The sequence below is a fragment of the Pseudomonas sp. 32_A genome (genome assembly GCF_017490905.1).
Classification (GTDB): Bacteria; Pseudomonadota; Gammaproteobacteria; order Pseudomonadales; family Pseudomonadaceae; genus Aquipseudomonas; species Aquipseudomonas inefficax.
Genome location: NZ_JAFGYI010000277.1, coordinates 1 through 472 on the forward strand (window position 1 = coordinate 1; position 472 = coordinate 472).

The 472-nt window shown below is 67.2% G+C and carries 1 protein-coding gene; it reads right to left on the bottom strand.

Annotated elements, in window-relative coordinates; translation table 11 throughout:
- A partial coding sequence (locus J5M58_RS26665; protein ID WP_207880370.1) for an OmpA family protein occupies positions 1-472 on the bottom strand: 472 nt, incomplete at both ends.

Genomic DNA, 472 nt, shown 5'->3' on the forward strand with positions numbered 1-472 from the left:
TTCGCCCGGTCGGCGGACAGCTCCCAGTTGCTGTAGCCCTTCTCGCCGCCCGCATACGGCACGGCGTCGGTGTGGCCCTGGACGATGATGCGGTTCGGCACGTCGTTGAGCGTCTTGCCGATCTCGCGCAGGATGTCGCGCATGTACGGCTCGACGGCGTCGCTCGACATCGCGAACATCGGCCGTTTCTGCGTATCGACGATTTCGATGCGCAGCCCCATCAGCGTCGAATCGATGCGGATCTGCTGCTTGAACTGGCGCAGCGTCGGATTCGCCTCGATGGCCGCCATCAGCTTCACCTGCAGATCGTGCAGCCGCACCTGCTCGCGGCGCTCGAGCGAGCCCTGCGCTTGCGCGAGCGCGTCGTCCTCGCTCTTCTTCGCGACGCGCTCGGCCAGGTGCGTCGAGCCGTCGGTGCGGCGGGTCGTGCCGGCATCGAGGCTCGAAATGTCGCGGCCGCCGCCCTTGATGA